24 protein-coding genes are annotated in these 24,332 nt (G+C 55.3%); 8 read left to right on the top strand and 16 right to left on the bottom strand.

The features are described 5' to 3' along the window. Positions 1 to 24 precede the first annotated feature (24 nt). Entirely contained in the window at positions 25 to 1,977 is a 1,953-nt protein-coding gene (locus LG323_RS06290) for a diguanylate cyclase domain-containing protein (protein ID WP_404419893.1), read from the bottom strand. Between the two features lie 64 nt (positions 1,978 to 2,041). Between LG323_RS06290 and LG323_RS06295 the strand changes: the two genes are divergently transcribed. Both LG323_RS06295 and LG323_RS06300 read left to right on the top strand, forming a co-directional pair. After that, positions 2,042 to 2,896 (top strand): NAD-dependent protein deacetylase, encoded by an 855-nt coding sequence (locus tag LG323_RS06295; protein ID WP_404419894.1) that lies wholly within the window; start codon positions 2,042 to 2,044, stop codon positions 2,894 to 2,896. Between the two features lie 88 nt (positions 2,897 to 2,984). Next, complete coding sequence (locus LG323_RS06300) at positions 2,985 to 4,607, top strand: methyl-accepting chemotaxis protein (protein WP_404419895.1); 1,623 nt, start codon at positions 2,985 to 2,987, stop codon at positions 4,605 to 4,607. An 8-nt stretch (positions 4,608 to 4,615) separates the two neighbouring features. On the opposite strand, the gene LG323_RS06305 is transcribed toward LG323_RS06300, so the two are convergent. Both LG323_RS06305 and LG323_RS06310 read right to left on the bottom strand, forming a co-directional pair. Beyond that, a complete protein-coding gene (locus tag LG323_RS06305; RefSeq protein WP_310696075.1) occupies positions 4,616 to 5,176 on the bottom strand; it encodes a thioredoxin family protein in 561 nt (186 codons plus the stop codon). 80 nt (positions 5,177 to 5,256) lie between these two features. Continuing rightward, a complete protein-coding gene (locus LG323_RS06310; protein ID WP_404419896.1) occupies positions 5,257 to 6,114 on the bottom strand; it encodes a LysR family transcriptional regulator in 858 nt (285 codons plus the stop codon). Positions 6,115 to 6,278: 164 nt separating this feature from the next. Between LG323_RS06310 and LG323_RS06315 the strand changes: the two genes are divergently transcribed. Further along, positions 6,279 to 6,500, top strand: coding sequence for a hypothetical protein (locus LG323_RS06315; protein ID WP_310696076.1), 222 nt, complete (start codon positions 6,279 to 6,281; stop codon positions 6,498 to 6,500). 153 nt (positions 6,501 to 6,653) lie between these two features. Further along, entirely contained in the window at positions 6,654 to 8,390 is a 1,737-nt protein-coding gene (locus LG323_RS06320) for a Na/Pi cotransporter family protein (protein WP_404419897.1), read from the top strand. Positions 8,391 to 8,414: 24 nt separating this feature from the next. Here LG323_RS06320 and LG323_RS06325 read toward each other — a convergent pair whose 3' ends face one another. The 9 genes from LG323_RS06325 to LG323_RS06365 are packed head-to-tail and all read right to left on the bottom strand — an operon-like array spanning position 8,415 to position 16,740. Next, positions 8,415 to 9,617 carry an NAD(P)/FAD-dependent oxidoreductase gene (locus tag LG323_RS06325; RefSeq protein WP_404419898.1) on the bottom strand — a complete coding sequence of 401 codons (1,203 nt, stop codon included), beginning with the start codon at positions 9,615 to 9,617 and terminating at the stop codon, positions 8,415 to 8,417. Next, the gene (locus LG323_RS06330; protein ID WP_404419899.1) at positions 9,614 to 11,383 is read right to left on the bottom strand and encodes a complex I subunit 5 family protein; all 1,770 of its coding nucleotides are present in this window, start codon (positions 11,381 to 11,383) and stop codon (positions 9,614 to 9,616) included. The genes LG323_RS06325 and LG323_RS06330 overlap by 4 nt, the downstream gene beginning before the upstream one ends. Beyond that, complete coding sequence (locus LG323_RS06335; protein ID WP_404419900.1) at positions 11,380 to 12,879, bottom strand: complex I subunit 5 family protein; 1,500 nt, start codon at positions 12,877 to 12,879, stop codon at positions 11,380 to 11,382. The genes LG323_RS06330 and LG323_RS06335 overlap by 4 nt, the downstream gene beginning before the upstream one ends. Continuing rightward, on the bottom strand, positions 12,876 to 14,351 hold the full coding sequence (locus tag LG323_RS06340; RefSeq protein WP_404419901.1) for a complex I subunit 5 family protein: 1,476 nt from the start codon (positions 14,349 to 14,351) through the stop codon (positions 12,876 to 12,878). Before LG323_RS06340 ends, LG323_RS06335 begins: the two co-directional genes overlap by 4 nt. Next, positions 14,351 to 14,683 (bottom strand): NADH-quinone oxidoreductase subunit K, encoded by a 333-nt coding sequence (locus LG323_RS06345; protein ID WP_404419902.1) that lies wholly within the window; start codon positions 14,681 to 14,683, stop codon positions 14,351 to 14,353. Before LG323_RS06345 ends, LG323_RS06340 begins: the two co-directional genes overlap by 1 nt. After that, on the bottom strand, positions 14,676 to 15,626 hold the full coding sequence (locus LG323_RS06350; protein WP_404419903.1) for a hydrogenase subunit MbhD domain-containing protein: 951 nt from the start codon (positions 15,624 to 15,626) through the stop codon (positions 14,676 to 14,678). The genes LG323_RS06345 and LG323_RS06350 overlap by 8 nt, the downstream gene beginning before the upstream one ends. After that, a complete protein-coding gene (locus LG323_RS06355) occupies positions 15,619 to 15,924 on the bottom strand; it encodes a cation:proton antiporter (RefSeq protein ID WP_404419904.1) in 306 nt (101 codons plus the stop codon). Before LG323_RS06355 ends, LG323_RS06350 begins: the two co-directional genes overlap by 8 nt. Continuing rightward, complete coding sequence (locus LG323_RS06360) at positions 15,914 to 16,207, bottom strand: monovalent cation/H+ antiporter complex subunit F (protein WP_404419905.1); 294 nt, start codon at positions 16,205 to 16,207, stop codon at positions 15,914 to 15,916. The genes LG323_RS06355 and LG323_RS06360 overlap by 11 nt, the downstream gene beginning before the upstream one ends. Continuing rightward, the gene (locus LG323_RS06365) at positions 16,204 to 16,740 is read right to left on the bottom strand and encodes a Na+/H+ antiporter subunit E (RefSeq protein ID WP_404419906.1); all 537 of its coding nucleotides are present in this window, start codon (positions 16,738 to 16,740) and stop codon (positions 16,204 to 16,206) included. Before LG323_RS06365 ends, LG323_RS06360 begins: the two co-directional genes overlap by 4 nt. A gap of 187 nt (positions 16,741 to 16,927) precedes the next feature. On the opposite strand from LG323_RS06365, the gene LG323_RS06370 reads away from it, so the two are divergent. Further along, positions 16,928 to 18,850 carry a methyl-accepting chemotaxis protein gene (locus tag LG323_RS06370; RefSeq protein ID WP_404419907.1) on the top strand — a complete coding sequence of 641 codons (1,923 nt, stop codon included), beginning with the start codon at positions 16,928 to 16,930 and terminating at the stop codon, positions 18,848 to 18,850. Positions 18,851 to 18,917: 67 nt separating this feature from the next. Here the strand turns inward: LG323_RS06370 and LG323_RS06375 are convergent, their stop codons facing one another. The 3 genes from LG323_RS06375 to serB form a co-directional block, all read right to left on the bottom strand. Beyond that, entirely contained in the window at positions 18,918 to 19,121 is a 204-nt protein-coding gene (locus tag LG323_RS06375; protein WP_310695891.1) for a cold-shock protein, read from the bottom strand. A gap of 220 nt (positions 19,122 to 19,341) precedes the next feature. Beyond that, a complete protein-coding gene (locus LG323_RS06380) occupies positions 19,342 to 19,632 on the bottom strand; it encodes a GIY-YIG nuclease family protein (protein WP_404419908.1) in 291 nt (96 codons plus the stop codon). Then, a complete protein-coding gene (serB, locus tag LG323_RS06385) occupies positions 19,632 to 20,891 on the bottom strand; it encodes a phosphoserine phosphatase SerB (protein WP_404419909.1) in 1,260 nt (419 codons plus the stop codon). Before serB ends, LG323_RS06380 begins: the two co-directional genes overlap by 1 nt. Before the next feature lie 166 nt (positions 20,892 to 21,057). On the opposite strand from serB, the gene LG323_RS06390 reads away from it, so the two are divergent. Genes LG323_RS06390 through rsgA form a run of 3 tightly spaced genes read left to right on the top strand, consistent with a single transcriptional unit; the run spans position 21,058 to position 23,204 of the window. Continuing rightward, positions 21,058 to 21,519, top strand: a complete 462-nt coding sequence (locus LG323_RS06390) for a GAF domain-containing protein (RefSeq protein WP_404419910.1) — start codon at positions 21,058 to 21,060, stop codon at positions 21,517 to 21,519. Positions 21,520 to 21,579: 60 nt separating this feature from the next. Further along, a complete protein-coding gene (gene orn / locus LG323_RS06395; protein ID WP_404419911.1) occupies positions 21,580 to 22,155 on the top strand; it encodes an oligoribonuclease in 576 nt (191 codons plus the stop codon). After that, complete coding sequence (gene rsgA, locus LG323_RS06400; RefSeq protein ID WP_404419912.1) at positions 22,152 to 23,204, top strand: small ribosomal subunit biogenesis GTPase RsgA; 1,053 nt, start codon at positions 22,152 to 22,154, stop codon at positions 23,202 to 23,204. Before orn ends, rsgA begins: the two co-directional genes overlap by 4 nt. Before the next feature lie 25 nt (positions 23,205 to 23,229). Here the strand turns inward: rsgA and LG323_RS06405 are convergent, their stop codons facing one another. Continuing rightward, positions 23,230 to 24,246 carry a hypothetical protein gene (locus tag LG323_RS06405; protein WP_404419913.1) on the bottom strand — a complete coding sequence of 339 codons (1,017 nt, stop codon included), beginning with the start codon at positions 24,244 to 24,246 and terminating at the stop codon, positions 23,230 to 23,232. Positions 24,247 to 24,332: the final 86 nt, after the last annotated feature.

The following is a 24,332-nucleotide window of genomic DNA, read 5'->3' on the forward strand; positions in this document are numbered from 1 at the left end:
CGCGCTATTCTAACCTGCCCTCAATCAGTGAACCACCACTTGGTTGCGGCCTTCCGCCTTGGCATCGTAACAGGCCTCATCTGCGCGTTTTATCCAGGAGACGGCAGAACCGTCCTCTTCTTCCAGTTCTGCAACCCCTATACTGGTGGTGACCTTGAATTCCCTGGATTCAGGAATATCCAGGCGAGTTACTTCCTGACGAATTGTTTCTGCTTCCTGCTGAGCCTGCTTCAGATCATAGCCTGGCAAAAGCAAGGCAAATTCATCCCCACCCTGGCGGGCAGCAACGCCAACCTCCCCGGCTCTGTTCGACAAAAGCTGGGCAATTTTGACCAGCCACAAATCCCCGGCATCATGCCCCAGGTTGTCATTGACGGGTTTGAAATGGTCCAAATCAATCAGTAGCAGGGCTGCCGGTTGACGCTTTTCTTGCCAGGCCGTCAAAGCCTGCTGAATGGCCTTGTCAAACCCGCGGCGGTTTAACAGTTGAGTCAGGCTGTCGTGTTCGGCAGCCCAGCGATCCGCTTCTTCCTGCTGTTTGCGCTCGGTGATATCTCTAACCGTGCCGATATAGCCCTGGACTCTGTCTTCTTCGTCGGTGACCGGTGAGGCATGCGTTTCCAGCCAGATATAACGGTCATCTGACGTCATGTAGCGGTACTCGACTTCATAAGGCCGGTTGGCGGCAGTTGCTTCGTTTCTGCGCTTCAGCAGGGCGGATTGATCTTCAGGGTGAACCCCATCCAGCCACTTCATCCCCAGCAACTGGGGAGCGTCCAAACCGGTGATGCGCTTATAGGCTGAGTTGACATAAATGGACTGGCCTTCCAGATCCGTGACAAAGACACCCGAAGGGGTTGAGTCCAGAACCGCATTCAGGTAGGTCTGACGCCGCTGCAAATCAGCCCGGATTTGTGCCTGAGAATACAAGAGGGAGTTGAAACGCTTGGCCACTGAACGCAATTCGGTCAGGGAGCTTTGTGCTTCTATGCGCTCTTGATCACCCCGGTGAATGGATTCAATCTGGGAAGTAAAGCGGTGTACCGGTAGAAGCAGAACCCACAACAACCACCAAAGTATCGGCAGGGTCAAAGCAATGACCAAACCACCGATGCTCCACAAAATCCACCAGAGTCGGTCGAAAGCTGCATAGGCCTCCTGATTGGGCAGATAAACCCCCAAAACCCAGTCGGCCGACCAGATTTGCTTGTAGGCCTGCAGGGCTGGATTGCCGGATAGCAGGTGGCTCTCACCGGACCCTTCCCAGCCCAGTAACGCTTTATCAATAAAGGAGTTGAATTCATCCGGCAGGGGCTGAAGAATCAGTTCGTGGTCAGGATGCACCAAAACCCGGCCCGAGGAAGTGGCCAGCCCGGCAAAACCCTGCAGGCCCAGACGATGGCGCTGCAGGAAGCCAAGAAAATTATCCCCCAAAACCCGGAGGACGCCACCCACCATGCCCTGAAATTCCCCCTGATGATCGGTCAGCGGCTGGGCAATCATGACCAGAGGCTCAGAAGTCACCCGCCCAATAAAGGGTTCACTCACAAAAGCCTTCTGCATGCCCTGAGCTCGCTGAAAAAACTCACGCCCGGTCACATCCAGATCTTCCCGGCCTGCCGTCCTCGGCCAGTCGGCACGAATGCGACCCTCGGTATCGGCAAATACCAGCCCATCAAAATAGGCCAGAAGGGCGGTGTTGTCGGCCAAAACGGCTTGTACTGCGGCAGTCTGCTCAAGGTCATCCGGCAATTGTCCGGCAACACGTCGGATCGCTGCTGTACGGGTCGTGACATCCTGTTCGATGGTTTTCGCCAGCATTTCCGCCTGGTATTCCAGCTGCACCAGAATACTCTCCCGGGTAATGTCCCGGCCCAGATACCAGGAACTGCCCAGAAGCGCACAAACAAGCAACACCCAGCCAAGACCCAGGCTGAGCATCAAGCGTGCATGCAGTGACGACATCCAGCGTTTCATTCCGTATTGTTCCTCATCGACTTCAACAGTATCCTGAAGTCCTCCAATTGATTTGAGAAGGGTTATGCAGACAGCTGAACTCTATCCTGCCAGCAGTTTACAGGAAACAGCCAGTGAACAATTGTTTCACTTTTTTAACAGGCACTCAAAATGCCTGATTCTGACCGGGGCTGGAATCAGCACCGCTTCAGGTATTCCTGATTACCGGGATCACCAGGGGCACTGGAAGCGTCGCCAACCCGTGGAGCATGAAGCCTTTATGGCCCAACCGGCCGTGCGCCAGCGTTACTGGGCCAGAGCCTTGGCAGGTTTTGAAGCTTTTCGTTCAGCCCAACCGGGGATCGGGCATCAGGCTTTGTCCCTTCTGGAACAACAGGGCCGGGTTCATCACCTGATCACCCAGAATGTGGATCGCCTGCACCAAAAGGCAGGTTCCCGGAAGGTCATCGACCTGCATGGTCGTGGTGACACCGTCAGTTGCCAAAGCTGTGGCTTTCGCAGCATGCGTTACGCCTATCACCAGCAACTGACTGAACTCAACGGGGCCTTCTCCGACCAGCAGGCACAAATAGCACCGGATGGCGATGCTGACCTGGAAAGAAATGATTTTGATCTTTTTCGGGTTCTTCCCTGCCCCCGCTGTTCCGGTATCATCAAACCGGATGTTGTCTTTTTTGGTGATCTGGTGCCCCAGGCAACACGCCGGGCCGCCGAGCAAGCCCTGGAAGAGGCCGATGCCCTCTTGGTGGTCGGCTCATCCCTGATGGTTTATTCCGGGTTTCGTTTCTGTCGCCTGGCCAAGCAGGCGGGTAAACCCCTGGCGGCTGTCAATCTGGGTAAAACACGTGCGGATGAATTGCTGGATTTAAAAATCACCGCTTCTGTGGATGAAGTGTTTCAGCCTTTTCTCACAAATTAAAGCAAAGAAATGCTGTTTAAGGCTAGAATGGCGGAATCAGTTAATCACGCTACGCGCCTAAGTTGATTTAGAGAGAGGTAAGGGGCAAATGCTCAATAAGCTATACAACATCAAACTCTGGATTCGCCTGGTCGGTGTCCTCTGGGTATCCCTGGTGATTGCCTGGACGGGCATGATTGCCTGGGCTTCCTGGGAACAACGCAAAACAGCTTACGATCAGTCCGAGGTTTTTGCCCACTCGCTCTTTGAAAGCACTATGGCAGGCCTGACGACCATGATGATTACCGGCACCATGGATCAGCGCCACGAGTTTCTCGACCAGATTACCGAGCTGCAGAATGTTTCCGATCTGCGGGTCATTCGTGGTGACTGGGTCAATGAGCAGTTTGGTGCCGGCAGTGACCATGAAATCCCCCACGATGACCTGGAACGCCAGGTGCTGGAAGAAGGTCAGCCCTACACGGCCATTGATCATGAGGCCCAGGTGTTGCGTGCCATTCTTCCAGCCAAGAACCGCACGGATTATCTTGGCAAAAACTGCACCTCCTGCCATGCCGTGGCCCCCGAAAATGCTGTTCTCGGGGCCGTCACCATGAATATCTCCCTGGAAGACATCAACCAGGAAGCCAATAGCTTTGCCGGCAGTCTTTTTATTCTGGCGGTTTTCATCAGCTTTATTCTGCTGGTCATTGTTTATCTCTTTATTCGACTGTTTATTACCAATCCACTGCGGCAGATGACCCAGGGCATGGAAGCTGTAGCCAGTGGTGGCCAAAACAGCCTGAACTCAACTCTGGAAGTGAAAGGCCGGGATGAGATCGGCCAGGCTGCTACCGCCTTCAACAAGGTGGTGGCCCGTTTCGGCAACCTGGTGGGCGCCATCCGGGGCTCCGTAGAAAAAATGCAGGACTCGGTTCAGCGTCTGGGAGGCGTTGCCGACACCACGGCTCAGGCGGCCTCCAACCAACAAGGCCAGACAGACCAGGTGGCCACGGCCATGAATGAAATGACCGCCACTGTTCAGGAGGTTTCGCAAAGTGCCAGCAACGCCGCCACCTCTGCCCAGGAAGCCAAGGAGAGAGCAACCAGTGGCAAGGAAGTAGTACTTCAGACCATTGAAATGATCAACACCCTGGCCAGTGATATTCAACAGGCCGATGATGTGATTCAGCAGGTTGAGGGCAGCACGGAAAACATCGGAGTGGTACTGCAGGTCATCCGGGAGGTGGCTGAACAAACCAACCTGCTGGCCTTGAATGCGGCTATTGAAGCAGCTCGTGCCGGTGATGCCGGACGTGGCTTTGCGGTGGTGGCTGATGAGGTGCGCAATCTGGCCCAGCGTACGGAAGAGTCAACTCGTCATATAGAAGAACAGGTGGCCAAACTTCAGGAGCATGCCCGTCAGGCCGTGCAAGTCATGCAGAAAAGTCGCAAGCAGGCTGAGCAGGGCGTTGAGCAGGCCGCTCAGGGTGGCGAAGCTCTGGACAGCATCACCCAGGGCGTGGAATCCATCAGTGACATGACCAGCCAGATTGCCAGTGCTGCTGAAGAACAAAGTGCCGTGGCCGGTGAAATTGACCGCAATATCATTGAAATCAGCCATATGGCCGAAGATACCGCCAGCCAGGCCCAGGACTCGGTGGAAGTTGCGGATCAGCTACGCCAGATCGCCAAAGATCTGGAGCAACTGGTCAACGAAGAGAAAAAGTAGGAACCGGCTTACTGGCCCTTCCACTTGATGCTGCAACCCTGACTGGGTTTCTGGCTGGCTTCAGGGGGCAACTTGCCCTGGGCCAGAAGCTCAGCAGCGGCCAGCAGGTCTTCACCTGTGACCGGCACCTCGTTGCCGGGGCGGCTGGCATCCAACTGACCGCGATAACCCAGTTTGCCCTGACCATCAAACAAAAAGAAATCCGGTGTGCAGGCTGCCTTGAAGCTTTTGGCAACGGCCTGGGATTCATCGAACAGATAAGGAAAAGGCAAACGGTATTGCGCAGCAAATTCGGACATTTTATCCGGTGCATCGGCTGGATAAGCTTCCACATCATTGGAATTGATTGCCACCACCTTGAAGCCCAGACGATCCAGGCGGTCGTAAAGGGTCTCAAAAAAAGGTGCAAGGTGAACCACAAAAGGACAATGATTGCAGATAAACATCACCAGCAGCCCCTTCTCACCCAGGGATTCCGACAGACGCCAATTTTGGTTGTTGGGATCGGGCAGAGCAGCATCAGGGAGCGGCGTACCCAGTGGCAGCATTGCTGAAGGGGTTAGGGCCATAATCACCTCGCCATCAGAAAATAAACCCCTGCATGCTAGCCACCCAAGGCTTGAGTTTCAATTGCCAGACAAGCTGACCTTCAGGATTTTTTCCGACCTGCCAGGCGCTGATCATGGCGTCGCACCGCTTCGGTCATGAAATCCAGCAAAGAATTGATTCTGGCGACACCACGCAAATCAGGATGGAATAAAAACCAGAGTTGATAACTGAGCGGTTCAATAGGGTCAGTCAACTGCACCAGGTCGGCTTCACCATCAGCCAGATAGCAGGGCAAAACCGCAACCCCACTGCCTGCTTTGACACCACTCAACATACCGATCAGGGTATCGACCCGAAAATGACAATAATCATCATACCCCTGCGCCACCATCCATTCGCGCAGGGGTTGATCCATCAGGCGTGCGCCCGGCCCGACCCAGGGTAATTCATGCAGGGAGTCCACACCCTGGGGATAATCCGACTTGAGTCCATAAACCGCCATACCGATATCCACCAGCTTGCGGCCCACCAGTTTATCGGGCGGGGCATTGGAAGCGCGAATGGCCACATCCGCTTCGCGTTTGCTCAGATTGAACGGCTGGTTGGAAACGGCCACATCCAGAATAATATGGGGGTATTCACATCTGAACTCATAAAAAAGCGGCGCCAGAAGGCCCGCCAGAAGAGAGTCAGTCGTGGTGATCCAGACCGAGCCACTGGGTTGCAAATCACGCCCGGCCACGCGTCTTTCTGCAGCCAGCACCGAAGCCTGAATGTCACGCGCTGTCGCTGCCAGCTCTTCCCCTGCCTGGGTCGGCAGGTAGCCGGTTCGGGAGCGATGAAACAAAAGCACACCCAAACGCTTTTCGATTTCCCCCAAACGCCGGAAAATCGTGGCATGGCTGACTTGCAGCTGCCTTGCCGCCCCCGACAAAGTACCGGTTTCAGCAATCGCCAACAGTGTCTCAAAGTCATCCCAGTGAATACGATAGCGACTGACACTGCGTTGCCTTTTTCGCTGTTCGATTTTGCAAACTCCATTGTAGTTTTTAGGGGATTTGATTGCCTAAGACTTTAGATTAGCATGCGCTTCCCAGTTAACAAGCCAAGAGGAGGAATGCAATGAACCAGCAAGCAGTAAAAACCACCCCTGAGTACACCAGCACTGATCTATTGAACACCACTGCCGCACCGGCCAACGATCAAAGTATGCTGCTGCAGGAAGTTGTTCCTCTTGAATACCGTTTAAGGGGTGATCGCATTAACCTGGATCGTGTCAGCCATCAAGTCCGTGCTGCCAAGGCCAATCTGGTGCGTCATTTCTTTTCACGCCTGTTTGCCTGAACCCTGCGCTCCCCATAAACCGGGGGATTATTGCCCCCGGTCATAAAACAGTCACCGAATTGACATAATTTACGGCAGATGCAGAAACATTTCGTTATAATCCGCCCAGGATTGCATCAAAGCCCGTAACACAAGACAGTCAATCGGTGAGTTATGACCTACAATTTGTTTGATTTCCTCCAGTTGATCGGCTCGCTGGGAATTTTCATTTTCGGTATGAAAATTTTCAGTGAAGGCCTGCAAAAGATAGCGGGCAACCGCCTGAAAGACATTCTCGGCGGCATGACCCGCAACCGTTTGACTGGCCTGCTTACCGGTTTTGGCACCACAGCCATCACCCAGTCTTCCACCACCACCACCGTCATGACTGTCAGTTTTGTCAATGCCGGACTACTGACCTTTATTCAATCCACAGGCGTTATCATGGGGGCCAATATCGGCACCACGATTACAGCCTGGCTGGTGGCCCTGTTTGGTTTCAAGTTTCAGATCACACCCATTGCCCTGGCGGTGATCGGTATCTTTTTTGTTTTCCTTTTCTCCAAAAATCCACGCTGGCGTAATATTGCTGAAGCCATGGTGGGTTTTGGTATTCTCTTTATTGGCCTGAACTTCATCAAGGATGGCGTACCGGATATCAACAGTAACCCGGAGATTTTTGCATTTCTGGATGTGTTCACTGATTACGGTTATCTGTCCCTGATTCTGTTCGTGTTTGTCGGCACCCTTTTGACACTGCTGACCCAATCCTCTTCAGCAGCCACAGCCATCACCCTGGTGATGCTCTTTGAAGGCTGGATCTCTTTCCCCGTCGCTGCGGCCATGGTTCTGGGGGAAAACGTCGGCACCACGGTCACCGCCAATATTGCTGCGCTGGTGGGCAATGTGCATGCCAAGCGGGCTGCGCGTTTTCACTTTTTCTTCAATATCATCGGCGTGATCTGGATGATGATTCTCATCTATCCGATGCTGCATCTGATTGACCAGGTGGTGCAGTTCTTCTCTGAAAACCCCATCTCGGTAATGGGCGGAGAAGTGGAGTCGCGTGCCAATGCCACCCTGGCCCTGTCCCTTTTTCATACCACCTTCAATGTTCTTAATGTCATCCTCTTGTTTGCTTTTGTTCCGCTTCTGGTTCGGTTTGTGGAATACCTGCAGCCTGATAAAGGCGGTAAAAGCGATGAGTTCCACCTGCGCCATATCAGTGGCGGCATGATGACTTCGCCTCTGCTTTCCATTGAACAAGCCCAAAAGGAAGTACAGCAGTTCGTCGATATCATCAAGAAAATGCATTCCAGCATCACTGAACTCCTGTTCGACCCCAATGCCGACCAGGAAACGCTCAAGAAAAAATTGAAGAAACATGAGCAGGCAACTGACCAGCTGGAGGTGGAAATTTCTGACTATCTGGTGCGCATCAGTGAACGCAGCAGCATGGAGCACGACCTGACGGATCGTATTCGCTACCTGCAGATCATGATCAATGACCTGGAGCGGATTGCCGACATCTATTACCAGATTGCCAAGCAAGCTGATCGGCTGCATGAATACCACAGCAGCTGGCCCGAAGAAGCCATGCAGGAGATAAGAACCCTGACGGATGCCCTGGGAGACACCATTGAAAACATGGGAGCCAATGTCGCCAAAGCTCCCCAGGATATCAAGCTGGAAGAAGCCATTGCTCTGGAGAAGAAGGTAAACAAGCTGCGTAACCGCTTCCGTGACAACCACTATTCACGTCTGGAAAACGGCAACTACTCACCCCGTGCTGGCGTCGTCTTCATTGATGTCCTCAACCGCCTGGAGCGGATTGGCGACCACGTCATCAATGTCAATGAATCAGCGTCCGGAAATCGGATGGATGGCAAGCGGACAGTGGAAAGCAAGTGATTCCAATTGTGGGGCTGTAGCTATTTAAGCCAGCCCCTGTCCTGCCGCCACACCTGATGCCCAGGCCCACTGGAAATTGTAGCCCCCCAGCTGGCCGGTGACGTCCAGCACTTCTCCGATGAAACGTATCTGCGGCAGGCTTTTGACGCTGAAATCACGTGATGAGATGGCCTGGGTGTCCACACCGCCCAGGGTGACTTCTGCGGTTCTGTAGCCTTCGGTTCCGGCAGGGGTAAAAGTCCACTTCTGCAAGTACTCACTGGCAGCCTCCAGCTGGTTATTGGACCAGTCTGCCAGACGTTCAGGTAGAGTACCGGTTTGTATTTCCAGTAGAGTCATCAGGGTGGTGGCCAGGCGTTTGGGCAGTTGCTCAGCCAGCCAGGTGTTCAAACTGGAACGGGGTGAGGTCTGACGCAGCTGGCGGAGTTCATCATTCAGCTTGAGATCCGGCAGCCAGTTGATGGTGATTTGATCACCGGGTTGCCAGTAGCTGGACAGTTGCAGAATGGCAGGGCCGGACAGGCCGCGATGGGTGATCAGCAGGGGCTCCTTGAAGTGAACACCCCGGCAACTGGCTTCCACTTCAGCGCTCAGGCCGGAGAGAGGAGCCAGGTGTGCTTTGAGTTCCGGATGCAAAGTGAAGGGCACCAGCCCGGCACGAGTCGGCCAGACCTTAAGACCCAACTGACGCGCCAGGTCATATCCGAAACCGCTGGCCCCCAGCGTGGGGATCGACAGGCCGCCAGTGGCCACCACCAGAGCACCAGCATCCAATCGCCCTGCAGAAGTTTGCAAGCGCACACTATCCGCTGTGGTTTCCACCCGATCTATGGCCGTTTGCATGCGGATATCCACTCCAGCCCAATCTGCCTCGGTGAGCAGAACGTCCAGGATTTCTTTGCTTTTCCCTGCACAAAAGAGCTGACCAGGGCCTTTTTCGACATAGTCCACGCCATGCCTTTCCACCAGTTCAACAAAATGCTGCGGGCTATAGCGTTTGAGCGCGGATATGCAAAAGTGTGGATTGGCCGAGACAAAATTTGCAGGCGTGGTGTTCAGGTTGGTGAAATTGCAGCGCCCACCCCCGGACATCAGAATTTTCTTGCCCGGCTTGTCGGTGTGATCCAGGAGTATCACCTTCTTGCCGGCATATCCAGCTGTGGCGGCTGCCATCAGACCCGCCGCTCCGGCACCCAGAACGACTACATCAGCTGTATTTTTTTTCATAACAATAAAAGACCGGACAGGAGAACCAGAAGAAAACTGAATAACAGAGCTGCTTCACGGCGCCAGGCGATTTCCTGCTGACTGATGCGCAACAGACAGGGTTCCAGCTTGCGCAAACCGATGAACAGCTTCTGTCCAGCTTGTGAGAATTTTTGTAGCCAGCCAACCCCACGCTCAAAGGCAGCCACCAGACTTCGCCCTGCCTGTTGATACACAATCAGAAGGTCACCTGCAGGGGGGGCATAGTTTTGCCAGCGGGATGATTTTCGGGTCAGCGCCCAGGCCATCACGGCAAGAACAAAAGCCACCGCCACCGGCCAGGCCAGACCGATCCAGCCTTTTTTATCCGGCCAGGCCAGAGATGTAGATTCCGGCAAGGGCAACCACCAGGGCACCAGCAGAGCCAGAGGAAGCAGTAACAACCAGCTGACCAGCATCCAGGGGCTGGGTGTTTGTTTTTCTTCAAGTTTTTTCTGCATCCGGCTCAACAGCCAGAGATAACGCACCATTAACAACGCGGTTCCCAGAAGCCCCAGAGTTAACCAAAAAACCAGCTGAGACCAGCCCTCACTGTAAAGGCTGCTTTTCATGAGTGTTTTGGTCAGGGTACCACTGCCCAGCCAGCCAACCAGCGCCAGGGGCGACAAGAGCAAGGCAATCCACAACAAGGGTGCCCAGCGTGTTTTGAGTTTTTCGGCAATACCCACCGCCAGAAAGAGACTGCCCTTGTTCAAACCATGATGGGCTACAAACAGAAGCAAGGCAGGCACCAGCAGAGGCCAGAGCGCCGGGTCGATGAGCCCGACACCCAGAAGACTGGTCATCATCCCCATCTGGCTGATACTGGAATAAGCCAGCACCGCCTTGGCCTGTTGCTGCAGGGAACCGATCAGGGCGGCTCCCAGGGCAGCCACCAGCCCCGTCACGATCAAAACCTGCCCAACTTGCGGCCAGTTGCTGCTGCCCAGGGGCAGAGTCAGCCACCAGCCGAGCAACCCCGCTTTAATCATGGCCCCGGAAAGCACGGCACTGGCTGGTGTGGGTGCCACCGAGTGCGCAACGGGCAACCAAACATGCAACAAAGGCAACCCGGCTTTCACCCCGAAACCCAACAGCAAACAAAGCATCAGTGGCAGGGCCGAGACGTTATCAGGCTCCAGAATCAGAGGAATTTGCGACATCATCGGCTCGGGAATCTGGGCGGCAGTGCCCAGAAAACCCGCCAGCATGAAGCCTTCACCCAGAACCGCCAGATAGAGATAACTGCGTCCGGCCCACAAGGCTTCCGGGGAACGGAAATGAATAACCAGTCCATAAGCTGAAAAGCTCATCACCACAAAACCGGTATAAAAACTGGGAATATCCTCGGCGATCAGGAGCAGAAGATTACCGGCCAGAGTCAACAACCAGAGGTATTCAAAACTTCTCAGCCGGGCCAGCTGCAAGCGATCCGAATCTGCCCTCGCACCCAGGTAGCCCCGCGCATAGATGCCTGCAAACAGCCACAGCAGGCTGGTCGTCAAAAGAAAAACCTGGCGTACTTCATCCACCCACCAGAGACTGCCCAACAACAACCAGGGCATTTCCAGGGAAGTATCGGCCGGATCACCCGTCGCCAGCGCAGCTAGAAGCAGGCCTGGTAAAGGTGCTGTCAACCACAGCCAGCCAAACACAGTCCGGCTTGCACCTGCCGAGCGTAAAGCCACCAATAGAGCCAAAAGCAGTAGAGGCCAGGTTGGTGTCAGAAAGAGCAATACAGGCATCATGGCAGATACTCCGTGCTGACAATTAATTCCACCCAGGCCAGGGGGCTGAAGTCGGAAGCAGCCAGCAAACCTGCCAGAAGACTGAAGGCAGCAGTCACCAGAGTGGGGATCAAGAGCCAAAGGCTGGTATCCCAGCGTCCCAGTGTCCGCTCCTGCGGCCAGTCCCCGGTTTGCGGCCGGAACCAGATACGGTGGAGCAATGGCAGAAAGTAGGCAGCATTGAGCAGAGTGCTGACCACCAGAACCGGCAATACCCAGTAGATTCCAGCTGCCACAGCACCTGTGCCCAGATACCATTTACTGATAAAACCCGCCACAGGTGGCAGACCAATCATACCCAGAGCACCCACCGTGAAGGCCAGGCTGGTTCCCGGCATACGCCGCCCCACCCCATTGAGTTCGCGGATTTTGTGAATACCCAGGGTTTCGGCATAGTTGCCTGCACAGAAAAACAGAGTCACCTTCATCAAACCCTGATGCAGCAAGTGCACCAGTCCACCCATCGTACCGATAGGGCCAAAGAGACTGATCCCCAGGGCAATGTAGGAAACCTGGCTGATGGTGGAAAAGGCCAGACGCCGCTTTATGTCTGTCTGCATCAGAGCACGCACCGAACCATAAAGAATGGTCACCGCAGCAGCCACCCCCAGGGGCAAAAGGAGCCCCAGCTCCCAGGTCAGGGTGATGCCGTAGACATCATAAACCACGCGCACGATGCCAAAAGCACCGGCTTTCACCACAGCCACCGCATGCAGCAAAGCACTGACCGGAGCCGGAGCCACCATGGCCTGGGGTAACCAGCCATGCAAAGGCACCATGGCAGCCTTGACGGCCAGCCCGGCAATCAACAACAGAAATACCCATTTCAGAGTGATCGGATGCGTGACCGCCAGATTACTTAACTTTTCCTGATCACCGAACTCAACATCACCGGCCAGGCCATAGAGCCAGAGCACCCCAATCAACAAAACGATACCGCCGCCCAGAGTGTAAGTCAGATAAATGCGCCCGGCTCTGAGAGCCTTGGCCGTGCCCCGATGAACCACCAGCGGATAGGTGGAAAGAGTCAGTAATTCGTAGAAAACCAGAAAGGTAAAAAGATTGCCTGCAAAAGCAATTCCCAGAGTCGAGGCCACACACAAACCGAAAAAACCAAAGAAGCGTCTGCGGTTGGGGCTGTCTTCCAGATAGCCGATGGCATAAATCGTCGTGAACAACCAGAGCACTGATGAGAGTCCAGCAAACATCACCCCCAGAGCATCCGCGCGCAGGACAAAATCAATATTATTCAGCAGGGCAAAGCGGGTTTCATACACCTGTCCAGCTGCAACACCCACCAGAATGACCACAACCAGGGAGATTTTCAGCACAGCAGCCCCCAGGTTGATGCTGCTGCGAAGCTTGCTGTGCTCCTCATCAACCCAGAAGATAAGCGCTGAAGCCACCAGGGAAGTCAGTAGCACCAGCAAGGGAAGCCAATAATGCCAGCCCGTCATCCTGCACCTCCATCAAAGACTGAACCAAGCAATGCCTGGGGCCAGGCGGAAAAAATACCCAGCCCCACAGCCAGGATGGCCAGCAGGATGGAAGACACATCCATCCATAACGAGGGATGGCGAAAACTGTCCACCTCCGTGTCATCCACATAGCACTGTTGATACACCTTGAAGATGTAGAGCGCACTCAAGGCACTGCCCGCCACCAGAACCAGCAACCACCACCACTGACCACTCAGTAGGGCACTTTGCAAAAGCAGCCATTTCGCCATAAAACCGCCACTGGGCGGCAGTCCCATAATGCTTACTCCAGCCAGGCCAAAACCCAGCAGGGAAAAAGGCAGGAAACGCCCGACCCCATGCAGGCCCTGCAGATCCGGCCGACGCATGGCCAGCACCAGATTACCCGCTGCCAGAAACATCGCCGCCTTGGCGAGAGCATGAGCAATCAGGTGCAGCCAGCCTCCTTCCCAGGCCAACTGGGCCGCTGCCGGGGAAACCCCTACGGCCAGAGGAAAAATCAGCATCAGATAACCCAACTGAGCCACCGTGGAATAGGCCACCAGCATCTTCAATTCGTTTTGTCGCCAAGCCATCCAGCCACCCCAGAAAACCGCACCTGCACCCAGAACGCCCAGCATTTGCGCAGCACTGGGCACCACAACCTGGGTGCCTGTCTGCAACCAGAGGCGTGCCAGAATATAAAAAGAAGCCTTGACCACCAAAGCCGATAACAGTGCGCTGACCGGTGGCAAGGCTTTTCCATGGGCGGGAGGCAGCCAGCTGTGCAGGGGAAAGATGGCTGTTTTCAGCAGCAGCCCCAGGGTCATCAAGGCCAATGCCAGACGTGTGCTGGCATCGGACTGCAACAAGGGTGCCAGAGCCAGGAGATCCAACTGTCCGTAGCCACTGTAAATCAAAGCGACACCCAGGAGATAAGCCAGTGAGCCCAGCAAGGCAGCATAAAGATAACGCAGGGCGGCACCCAGAGCTTCGGCTTGTCCGGTCAAGGCCACCAGCCCCACAGCACTCAAACCCAGAAGCTCCAGGCCCACATAAAGGTTGAAAAGATCAGCAGACAGCCAGATCACATTCAGACTGGCCCAGATGAAGGCCAGTAAGGGCCAGAAGTATTGTTGGGCTCGCGGATAATCATCCAGATAGGTACTGGCATGCAAGGCGCAGGCGGTGATCACCAGGCTGGTCACCCCGACCAGAGCCAGGGCCAGACCATCCAGGCGCAGTTGAATTCCCAGCGGAGCTTCCCAGCCACCCAATGCATAGGTCAGATCACCCTCCAGTAGCCATTGCCCCACAAGGCCCAGGTTGACCAGCATCAGGGCCGCAATGGCCAGGCCTGCCAGCCAATGCCGGCAGTGGGTACCCAAGGCCAGGCTGAGCAAAGCCCAGACCAGTGGCAGGATCACCAGCCAGGGCAACAAGAGGGGCAGGTTTTGCAGCCAGTTAAACATTATTCAGGTTCCTTCTGATGCTGGCTGTCCAGTGGCTGAATGTCTTCCGGCAGAGCTGTTTGCCCGGTGAGATGATACCAGCGGCGAATCAGAACCAAGGCCAGGGCTGTTGCTGCCACCGCCACAACAATACCCGTCAGCACCAGAGCCTGGGGCAGGGGGTCAACACCCTGCTTGGATTGGGATAAACCCGTGAGCAGCAAAAAGCAGCCACTACCCATGAGATTAAAGGCTATCAAGCGCCGCAGCAGATGTTGATGAAGTACAAAACCCAGCAGGCCCAGGCTGCTGAGCAGCCCGCCGGTCAGGGCATAAATATAAAATTCACTCACGCACCACCTCCCCGATGTTCAATCTGGCCTGATGAGGAGCAGGGCTGGCTTCAAACAGGGAAAAAAGCAGTGCCCCCAGGGAGAAGGTCAGGCCCGCCTCCACCAGCAGAATGGTGCTGCCCTCCCAACCCTGGGGCCAGGCCAGAAAAGCACCCCCGCTGATCATCGACAAGGAACCCACCAGCAAGAACAGCCCCAAGCCCAGCACCAGACCCAGACGCAAAACCCGTAAATCATCATGGCCGGGGATCTTCAGCCCGGACATCCGCATCAACACGGCCAGAGCCGCAAGCACGGCAGCGGCCTGAAAAGCACCCCCACTGCGATAGCTGCCGATCCACAGCAAATACATGCTGACCAGCAACATCAGGGGCAAGAGCCAGATCAGCATCCGGTGCAACAGGGGCGACAAAACCTGGGTTTCGGCCGGTTGGTCCGCCTGGCTGAAACGCAAGGCCAGACTCACCACCACGGCCACCAGAATAACGGCCACTTCCAAAAGCGTATCGTAGGCCCGAAAGGACAGGAGCACAGCAGTTACCGGATGTTCCACACCACTGGCCGAAAGCTGCTGGACAACCACTGTTGACAACTCGACATCGGGATCAGGGCTTTCCACCAGGGCCAGCCAAAGCAGCCCGGTGATTCCCAGAGCCAGCAAAAAAGCCAGGCCGGAGAGCAGGGGTTGTTGGTGCTTCTGTCTGACTGCTGCAGCCTTTTGAGGATTCAAATGCCCCAGCGCATCCAGCAACAACACCCCGGTCAAACCCGCGCCTATGGCCGCTTCTGCCAGAGCCAGATCGGGAGCCTGCATACGCACCCAGACCAGAGCCATCAACAAACCAAAAACAATAAACAGAACCACAGAGCGATAAAGATTTCGGGTCAAAAGGACAGCAGTTGCGGTACCCAAAAGCGCCAAAGACAACAAAAGATCAATCATCCTTCTGCTCCGTCTGTGTCTCCCGGACTCGATTCCAGGCCTGAATCACCAGATGCCCTGCCAGGGAAGCCGCTGCTATCGCCAGCAACCAGATCAGAATCATCTTCAAAGCCACCGGCCAGCTGCCCGCGCCCGGCAAAAGGCCGAGAACGATCAGACCCAGTCCCAGGTTATCCACCTTGGTCAGGGCATGAATGCGGGTTGCCGCATCGGGAAAGCGCAGCAAGCCCAGGGTGCCCACCAGATAGAAAAAAGCACCACTTAAAAGCAGCAGGCTGCGTAGGGCATCAAGGAGCATTCTCATCCTCCCCGGTTTTCTGGGCGACTCGCGGTGGCTGGGCACGGGCCACAAAGGCAACGGTCGTCATCACTGCCAGCAAGGCCAGTACCAAAGCCACATCCCGCAGAGCAGGCTGGGCCATCAATTCGGCCATCAGCAACAACCAGGCAACCCCGGTGGTACTGAAAAGCTGGGCAGCCAGCATGCGATCCGCCAGGGTTGGCCCCCGCCAGACACGCCAGATGCCCATCACCAGCGCCAGCAGCAAAATCAGGCTAGTGAATCCGAGTATCCAGGTCATAAGTTTTGCTCACGGGTAATCAGGTCAACCCCGGACCAGCCAAATACCGCGGCCACCCGGCGTTCGGCATTCAGGACGTCCACTTCAATCGGCTCACCCACATCCAGACAATGCAAAACCAGGGAGTTACCCGACAAACGCACACTCAAAGTACCGGGTAAAAGTGACAGGGTCATGGCCAGCAGCCAGCGCGGTGCTCCCTCGGGCAGGTGCAATTCCAGGGTCACTTCGCCCGGCTGGATGGGCATCTCCGGTGACAGGATGCGTCGGGTAACATCCATGCCGGCCAGCAGAGACTGGCGGGTGAAAAACCACCAGAAAGCCACAAGACCCGACAAGGACAGTCGGTAGTGAGTGGCTGGCTGCAAACACAGGCTGAAGGCAACGGCGGCCAGCACCGCAGGCACGCCCACCACCCAGGAGTCCATCCGGCCTTCACTGATAAGCCACCAGCAAAAAGCCGCCAGCAGGCTGCGCACTACAAAAGCCAGGTAGCGATTGGGTTGTGGAGTCACCGCGCGGGTTGTGGACATCGAAATTCCCAGGCCGTTAAGCGAATAAAATCAGTCGACAAGGATAAATTATCTAGGCGCTGACTGCACTGCCTTCCGCACGATTCAGTCCAGCAGGTAACATTTCAATGACATTTGACCCCCTGCACCCCCGGTCGTAAGATAAAAAACCCACCCAACACCTGTGGACTTTCCAGCAAGGACAGATATGTTACATCTATCGCTTACCCAACGCCTTCTAGCCGCTGTACTGCTACCTCTACTGCTCATTTTCATCCTCCTGGGCTACCTGATCACCTCCCAGCTGAACAGCTCGGTTCCCCACCTGATTGAAGAGGCCAGCCGCCAACAGGTGGAGGCCAAAGGCAAGGAAGTGGAACGCTGGCTGCAGGGTTACCGGCAATGGCTCGATGCTCTGGCCCAAGACCCCCGCTTGCAGGAAGACGTTCCCCTGCGCGCCCTGCAGATTCACCTGCGCGCGTGGCATCAGGAAGATCCGGCCATCGAATCCCTGTTCTTTGCCAGAACGGAAGGCCGGGCCATCACCCATCGGGGCGCCCTGATCCGCATTCACGAAAGAGACTACTTTCAGCAACTGGTCACAGAAGGCAGTCGCGAAGAGGCCCTGACCAATCCGGTCATGTCCCTGATTTCCCAAAAGCCTGTCGCCATTCTGGCGCAAACTGTTTTTGACGATCAAGGCGAGCCTCTGGGGCTGATCGGTATTTCCCTGACCATGTCCGAACTTTCGGAAATCGTTGCCACCCTGGAAATGGGCGAAGGCAGTTATGGCTGGGTTGTGGATGGCAGCGGCATGCTGGTGGCCCACCCCTCACCTGAAGCCAGAATGCAAATCCAGGTCACGGATGCCGACCAAAGCGGTTACCAGGGGTTGGATAAACTGGGTGAGCAGATGGTGCAGGGTCAGGCGGGGCTGGGTCAGCTGACCAATCTTGAAGGGCAAGCCATGACCATGATCTGGAGTCCCATTGACAGCACGCCCAACTGGACGGTGGGTGTCTCGGTACCCGATCAGGTCTTCACGGCCACCAGCAGTGAATTACTCAGCCGCATTGCTCTTCTGCTGCTTGTGACGCTGGCATTGCTGATCGTCATCATCACTCTGACAGCCCGCCAACAGGTCAAACCCATCAAGCAGGTGGTAAAGCGCCTGCAGGAAATTGCCAGCGGGGAAGCTGATCTGACCCAGAAATTGGCAGAAAATCGCAAGGATGAGTTGGGGCAGCTGGCCCAGGCCTTCAACCGTTTTGTCGGCTCCATACACCAGCTGGTCAGTGACATCAGCCAAACTTCAACCCGTCTGGCGGCCAGTGCCCAACAGGTGAACACCAGCAGCCACCACATGGAAAAAGACATGGAGCACCAGCAAGCTGAAGTGGATCAGGTGGCCGCAGCCATGAATGAGCTGGTTGCCACGGTGGATGAGGTGGCCCACCATGCCCAGGATGCTTCCTCAGCCGCCCAGGAGGGTGGTTCGGAAACCGGCCAGGGGACTCGCAAGGTGGAATCGGTGGTGACGGCCATCAAGCAACAGGCCGAGGTTCTCAGCAGCACCGCCCTTGAAGTGGAAAAACTCCAGGAATCCGGCGAACAGATTGGCGAAGTCATGGATGTCATTCGTGGCATTGCCGAACAAACCAACCTGCTGGCCCTGAACGCTGCCATAGAAGCCGCACGGGCTGGTGAGGCCGGACGCGGTTTTGCAGTAGTCGCGGATGAAGTCAGAACTCTGGCAGCGCGCACCCAGGAATCCACGGAACAGATTCACAGCACCATCGAAACCCTGCGTACCCGCATCCAGCAGGCTGTGCAATCCATGCACTCCAGTACTCGGCAGGTTGCAGAAAGCGTGGATGAAGCCGAAGAGGCAGGCCAGGCCCTGGACAGCATCACCCGGGTGATCGAGAAGATAGAAGACATGAATATCCAGATCGCTTCAGCAACGGAGCAGCAAAGCGCGACTGTTGATGAACTCAACCGTAATCTGGAGCGCATTGTGGAACTGAGCGGCAACACCACTCGCGCTGCCCTGGAAACCTCCACCAGTGGCAATGAACTCAATCAGGTTTCTGAAGAGTTGCAGCAGTTGATCAGGCGTTTCAAGGTATAAAAAAAACCCACAAAAAAACCCGCCAACTTGGCGGGTTTTCTTAGGTTTGAATTAACGCTAGGGTTAATTACAGAACCTGAATTTTTGCAGCTTGCTTGCCTTTAGGCCCTTCGGTTACGTCGAAGGAAACCTTCTGGTTTTCTGCCAGAGATTTGAAGCCGGAAGCCTGGATCTCGGAGAAATGAGCAAAAAGGTCATCGCCACCGTCGTCTGGAGTAATGAAGCCAAAACCTTTAGTGTCGTTAAACCATTTAACTGTACCAGTTGCCATATCGATAATTCCTATTCTTACTGTTTGAAATTGAGCTAAGCCTAATTTGTAAGCCTTTAGCTCGGTCTTGCGGGAATCAAGATAGTACGTATGACGAACTGATGTTACCGATGCTTCGATTACAACTGCGTTACGACACTACATGATGCTACCTTGCTGCCTACGAGATCTAGACTGATCTAATTGACGCCCCACGTCAAGTAGTTTTAGAAAATTTTCATTAAGCCGTCAAGTCACCGGGAAGACATTTTTGTTGCACCACCTTCAGCTTCTCAGCGCGGCTGAGTTTTTTGACTCTGGCCTCCAGACGCAGCGCCTGACTCTGGTCACCGACGCGACAGGTAAACACCAGTTGCAACGGCCCTTTGCCTCTCAGACTTTTCGCGGCCCTGGCTGAACCGGACTGGTGTTCAGCAAAACGCCGCTCAACATCCGTTGTGATGCCGGTGTACAACTGACCACTTGCCAGTTGCAGGATGTACAAATGCCACTGGCGCGCCTGCTCCGTCATTATTTTTTCTGGCCGGAACGCAGACCACCCCACTGCTCTTCAATGTCCCGATCCGAAAAGCCAATCAGATAAAGAATGGCATCCAGGCCCAGAGTGGACAAGGCATGACGAGCCGTCTGGCGTACCAGGGGTTTGGCGCGAAAGGCAATGCCCAGTCCTGCCAGGCCCAGCATGGGAAGATCATTGGCCCCATCACCCACTGCAATGGCCTGCTCCAGATCGATCCCTTCCTTGCGGGCGATCTCCTGCAGCAGCTCGGCCTTGCATTCACCATCCACAACCCGGCCCACAACCCGGCCGGTCACCTTGCCACCCTCAATTTCCAGCTCATTGGCATGCACTTCATCAATGCCCAGTTTCTTCTGTAAATACTCACCAAAGTAGGTGAAGCCACCCGAGAGGATGGCGGTGCGATACCCCAGGCTTTTTAGGGTCGCCACCAGTTTTTCCGCGCCTTCGGTGATGGGCAGGCGCTGGGCAATCTTTTCCAGAACCGAGGCATCCAGACCTTTCAAAAGAGCCACCCTGGCTTTAAAGCTTTCACTGAAATCCAGCTCCCCGCACATGGCTCTTTCCGTGATTTCCGCAACCTGATCACCCACCCCGGCTTCACGCGCCAGCTCATCAATCACTTCGGTTTCAATCAGGGTGGAATCCATATCAAACACCACCAGACGGCGGTTGCGGCGATAAATATTGTCTTCCTGGACAGCGATATCGACCTCCAACTCACCGGCCAGTGCCAGGAAGTGGCGGCGCAGCTCGGCGGTATCCAGGGTTTCGCCACGCACCGAAAATTCCACGCAGGCACGCCCCGGATTGTCCATCTGCGACCGACTGACGCGCCCTGAAAGGCGGTGAATCCGGTCAATATTCAAGCCATTTTCTGCTACCGTACGCGTGACGCGGGCAATCTGTTCGGCGGTAATCTGGCGACCCAGCAGGGTCACGATGTAGCGGCTTTTGCCCTGGCCTGCGACCCAGTGTTCATAACTGGCTTCAGCCACCGGGGTAAAACGGATCTGCATGCCCCATTCGTGAGCCTTGAACAACAACTCCTGAAGCACCGGGGAGTGCTGGGCCTGAGGCGGCAGATGCACCAGCAGCCCCAGAGCCAGGGTGTCGTGAATGACGGCCTGGCCAATATCCAGAACCTGCACACCGTAACCGGCCAGAATTTCGGTGATTGCGGAGGTGATGCCGGGGCGATCATGCCCTGAAAGGTTGATGAGTACGATGCTTCGATCCTGGGTATTCATTCGCAGCCTGTAATAAAAGTCAAAAATTCGTTAAGCAGAAAGGCAAAAGGTTTCTATACTGAAAGCACTGGGTAATGCGGGGTTATTTTCGGTTCCTAGTATAACGCCCCTTGCTACCGACTTGGAAACCTCTTACCTGCGCAGCCAAGGCTATTTGGAGGTCATAATGGCTACTCGCGGCAAAAAGCACCTGGATGAGATCACGCCGCAACTTGGACAGCTTTGTTCCCCCTGTTTCCGCAGGGTCACACTCAACTGCAAAAGACAATTCCATGTTCCCATTGCGGCGATCGGTCTTCGTGAAGGCAGGCATGTTCGCCTTTATTTTTCCCGTGAAGGCCACCAACGCCTGCTTGTGGATGATGCTGTCTGCGGTCTGCCGCTGGCGGTACCCGCTGAACAGATTTTCATAGAAGATCTGCACCAGGTTCCTGAAGAGCTGCAACCCCATCTCGCCATTGCCCTGGGCGTTCGCAGTTATATCGGGGTGCCCATTTTTTTACGCCAGCACCTGGTGGGCAGCCTGAGCCTGGCCGACAATCACCCACGCAGCTTCTCAACTCGGGAGATTCAGCGTCTCAAAGACCTGGCGCACTGGACCGGCCACCTGATGGAGTTGCATCTTTAGTCAGAAATCAGCCAGCTATGCTAATATAACCCAAAATCTTCGCAAGGATCTGTAAGCCGCATGTCTGCTAGTGACCAACAACTGCCCCACCTGGTGTGGATTGACCTGGAAATGACCGGTCTTGATCCACAAAAAGAACGCATTATTGAAATTGCCACGATAGTGACCGATAGCGAGCTGAATATTCTCGCAGAAGGCCCGGTACTGGCGATTCACCAACCTGACAGCCTGCTGGATGCCATGGATGACTGGTGCACCAAAACCCACGGCGGTTCAGGGCTGACCCAGCGCGTCAGGGACAGCCGCATTTCCACCCGGGAAGCGGAACAGGCCACTCTGGATTTCCTCAAGGAGTATGTGAAGCCCGGCACCAGCCCCATGTGCGGCAACAGTGTGCACCAGGATCGCCGCTTCATGCTGCAGGAAATGCCGGAACTGGAAGCCTTCTTTCACTACCGCAACCTGGATGTTTCCACCCTCAAGGAGCTGGCCAAACGCTGGAATCCCGAGGTTAAAAAGAGCTTCAAAAAACAGAACACCCATCTGGCCCTGGATGATATTCGTGAGTCCGTGGCCGAGCTGCGCCATTATCGGGAGCACTTTTTACGCATGGCCACTGACCAACCCACTGCATGAGCAAGCGCAAGCTGAGCCGCCAGCAACGCTGGCGCATTGAGAAAGTCCAGGCCGAACGCACCCAGCGCGCCCAATCCAAAGATCAAAAAGCAGTGCAGGCCCTGGAAGAAGGTGCTCTGGCTGAAGCGGTCTCCGGGCTGATCACAGCCCATTTTGGTCGTCAGGTGGAAGTGGAAGCCACTGCTGGTGCACTCCAGGGCCAGCGCCAACGCTGCCATGTGCGGGCCAATGTGGAAAGCCTGGTAACCGGTGACCAGGTCACCTGGCGACCGGCTCTGGAACAGGACCAGGAACAGATTGGCGTCGTGGAAGCCCGACAACCCCGCCACAGTCTTCTGGCCAGACCGGACATGCGCGGTGTCATGAAAGCCATTGCCGCCAACGTGGATCGCCTGATGTTGGTGGTGGCCCCGGAACCGGAACCCTTTGCCAACCTGATTGACCGTTATCTAGTGGCTGCTGAAGACTCGGATCTGGAACCGGTTCTGGTGATCAACAAGTGGGATTTGGTCAATCAAGATAAGATCAACCCGGCCATTCGCCAGCGCTTGGATGACTTTATTCAGCTGTATCGGCAGATCGGTTACCAGGTCATTACCACCTCCACCCAGAGCGAAGAAGAGCTTCTTGGCCTGAAAGAACAGCTCAAGGATCGGATCAGCGTCTTTGTTGGTCAGTCCGGGGTGGGCAAGTCTTCATTAATCAACCATTTGCTGCCCGGCGTGGATTTACGGGTGGGCAGTCTCTCCGAAGACAGTCGCAAGGGCCGCCATACCACCACCACCGCTCGCCTGTTTCACTTTCCCCAGGGCGGCATGCTGATCGACTCCCCCGGAATCCGCGAATTTGCCCTGGGCTTTCTGGAAGCAGATGCCATTGCCCAGGGTTTCCGGGAATTTCGGCCTTTTCTGGGCCGCTGCCGCTTCCGCGATTGCCGTCATCAACAAGACCCCGGCTGCGCCCTTCAGGAAGCCGTAAAGGCGGGCCAGATCACCGCCAGCCGTTTTGACAGCTTCCAGCATCTTATCAACAGCCTGGATAAAACCTGATTAACGTCATGAGCGCAATAGTTAATCAGTCCATTAGCTTGCGCATCTCATCATGCAAGCGCGCATCAAGAGCCAGAGGCGCCTGCTCCAGCCAACGCTGGCTGGTCATCAATTCTTTCAGCAGCTCTATGGAAAGCACCGGACCGCGCCAGCTGGCCCCCTTGCCCTCTGTTTTTTGCTCCACGGGCAAGGCAAAAAGCTCCAGATAATCCTTCCAGAAACCGGGAATAAAACGCCGAACCGGACGCTGACTCATCATGCCCAGGCGCTCGGCAAGCACCAGCCCCTGGTGATCCAGGTCACCAAAATGCACATGGGGGACAAACTGGGGTAAAAAGCGTAAAAATTCCCCGGCCAGCTCCAGATGTTCCGGAGCCACCCAAACGGCCAGAAGATTTTCCGGCAGGTCGATGTCCAGAAAAACGCCCCGGTCTTCAAAGGTCATGACCAGATAAGGCAGCTCGCCATCCAGTTCCTTCAACTGATAAAAATCCCTTTCCGGTAAAACGGCTTCACTGAGCTGCCGCCAGATTTTTTTTAATTCAATATTGCTGCCATGGCGTTTGACCAGTTTGAGATCCATATTGCCGCGCAGATGCAGGCAACGGTCTTCGCTCAACTGCATTTTTGGCAGTTGTTTGATCAGGTGTTCAGGAAAGGTTTCCATTTCCCGACCCAGCAGTGCTTTTTGCAGACTGGCTCTGTTCATCACCCTGGGCAGATCCGAACGCAATTCCCGCCGGGCAAATTGCCAACGCTGCTCAAAAACCTCACTGACCAGGGGAGCGTCCCCCTCCAGCAGTTCCAGCCACTCCCGCCATTCGGGTAAACGCAAATCCAGCAGTTCTGCCAGACCGGCCTTGCCACGCGCACTCAGGGCAAAATGGTCTTCCTCTTCAGTTGGCAGCAACCAGTTGCTGGTAATCAGCTCATCCACCAGCTCGGCATTGGCCTGGCTGCGTCTGATTTGCTGGTATTTGTAAAGTGCCAGCACCGCTTCCTGAATCGCCAGCGACTGCCAGTCGATTTGTGCATCTAGCATGATCGTCCTCTTAGCATCACTTTACCCGCCAAGATACCACAAGTCGTCCACAGACACTGTGTCCTCCTGGGTTTTGTCATAACTGT

It is taken from the genome of Marinospirillum sp. (assembly GCF_044810985.1).
Taxonomy (GTDB): Bacteria; Pseudomonadota; Gammaproteobacteria; order Pseudomonadales; family Halomonadaceae; genus Marinospirillum.

Coding starts and splice junctions, on each gene's coding strand:
- LG323_RS06370 (WP_404419907.1), top strand. CDS start 16,928: ATGTTACATCTATCGCTTACCCAACGCCTTCTAGCCGCTGTACTGCTA.
- LG323_RS06295 (WP_404419894.1), top strand. CDS start 2,042: ATGCAGACAGCTGAACTCTATCCTGCCAGCAGTTTACAGGAAACAGCC.
- LG323_RS06335 (WP_404419900.1), bottom strand. CDS start 12,879: ATGACGGGCTGGCATTATTGGCTTCCCTTGCTGGTGCTACTGACTTCC.
- LG323_RS06300 (WP_404419895.1), top strand. CDS start 2,985: ATGCTCAATAAGCTATACAACATCAAACTCTGGATTCGCCTGGTCGGT.
- LG323_RS06305 (WP_310696075.1), bottom strand. CDS start 5,176: ATGGCCCTAACCCCTTCAGCAATGCTGCCACTGGGTACGCCGCTCCCT.
- LG323_RS06315 (WP_310696076.1), top strand. CDS start 6,279: ATGAACCAGCAAGCAGTAAAAACCACCCCTGAGTACACCAGCACTGAT.
- LG323_RS06330 (WP_404419899.1), bottom strand. CDS start 11,383: ATGATGCCTGTATTGCTCTTTCTGACACCAACCTGGCCTCTACTGCTT.
- LG323_RS06320 (WP_404419897.1), top strand. CDS start 6,654: ATGACCTACAATTTGTTTGATTTCCTCCAGTTGATCGGCTCGCTGGGA.
- LG323_RS06350 (WP_404419903.1), bottom strand. CDS start 15,626: ATGATTGATCTTTTGTTGTCTTTGGCGCTTTTGGGTACCGCAACTGCT.
- orn (WP_404419911.1), top strand. CDS start 21,580: ATGTCTGCTAGTGACCAACAACTGCCCCACCTGGTGTGGATTGACCTG.
- LG323_RS06355 (WP_404419904.1), bottom strand. CDS start 15,924: ATGCTCCTTGATGCCCTACGCAGCCTGCTGCTTTTAAGTGGTGCTTTT.
- LG323_RS06360 (WP_404419905.1), bottom strand. CDS start 16,207: ATGACCTGGATACTCGGATTCACTAGCCTGATTTTGCTGCTGGCGCTG.
- rsgA (WP_404419912.1), top strand. CDS start 22,152: ATGAGCAAGCGCAAGCTGAGCCGCCAGCAACGCTGGCGCATTGAGAAA.
- LG323_RS06375 (WP_310695891.1), bottom strand. CDS start 19,121: ATGGCAACTGGTACAGTTAAATGGTTTAACGACACTAAAGGTTTTGGC.
- LG323_RS06290 (WP_404419893.1), bottom strand. CDS start 1,977: ATGAAACGCTGGATGTCGTCACTGCATGCACGCTTGATGCTCAGCCTG.
- LG323_RS06340 (WP_404419901.1), bottom strand. CDS start 14,351: ATGTTTAACTGGCTGCAAAACCTGCCCCTCTTGTTGCCCTGGCTGGTG.
- LG323_RS06325 (WP_404419898.1), bottom strand. CDS start 9,617: ATGAAAAAAAATACAGCTGATGTAGTCGTTCTGGGTGCCGGAGCGGCG.
- LG323_RS06390 (WP_404419910.1), top strand. CDS start 21,058: ATGGCTACTCGCGGCAAAAAGCACCTGGATGAGATCACGCCGCAACTT.
- LG323_RS06365 (WP_404419906.1), bottom strand. CDS start 16,740: ATGTCCACAACCCGCGCGGTGACTCCACAACCCAATCGCTACCTGGCT.
- LG323_RS06405 (WP_404419913.1), bottom strand. CDS start 24,246: ATGCTAGATGCACAAATCGACTGGCAGTCGCTGGCGATTCAGGAAGCG.
- serB (WP_404419909.1), bottom strand. CDS start 20,891: ATGAATACCCAGGATCGAAGCATCGTACTCATCAACCTTTCAGGGCAT.
- LG323_RS06380 (WP_404419908.1), bottom strand. CDS start 19,632: ATGACGGAGCAGGCGCGCCAGTGGCATTTGTACATCCTGCAACTGGCA.